We start from the raw sequence: 431 nt of genomic DNA on the forward strand, positions 1-431 counted from the left end.
TAATCTCTAATTTTCAGAGACTTAAAATGGATAGAAATTGTTTTGAACTATTCTAATCGAAAAGCAGATGCTTGCCCCGAACTTGGATCAGATGTAGCAAAGGTTTTAGGGAAACCTTTTAATTGTTATTAGAAGATTACGATTTACAGTGCAAATGAGGGGGCAGTGAAATGTGTGGAATAATAGGATACATTGGAGAGAAAGAAGCTGCTGAAATTCTTGTTGATGGCCTCAAACGGCTTGAATATAGAGGATATGACTCAGTTGGTGTAGTAACGGAAGATGGAAAACTCTTTATAAAAAAAGGAGCGGGTAAAATAAATGAACTTAAAGAGCGACTAGGTCTTGCTCAACTTCCAGGGAAGAGAGGGATTGGACATACAAGATGGGCTACTCATGGTATTCCTAATGATGTTAATGCGCATTCTCAC

At 37.8% G+C, this 431-nt stretch carries 1 pseudogene; it reads left to right on the plus strand.

Features of this window, described 5'->3' with window-relative positions:
- Positions 1 to 170: 170 nt before the first annotated feature.
- Positions 171 to 431 (plus strand): annotated as a pseudogene (locus E3E37_RS11180) (glutamine--fructose-6-phosphate aminotransferase); the annotation flags it as partial.

Source organism: Thermococcus sp. ES12 (genome assembly GCF_012027515.1).
Taxonomy (GTDB): domain Archaea; phylum Methanobacteriota_B; class Thermococci; order Thermococcales; family Thermococcaceae; genus Thermococcus; species Thermococcus barossii.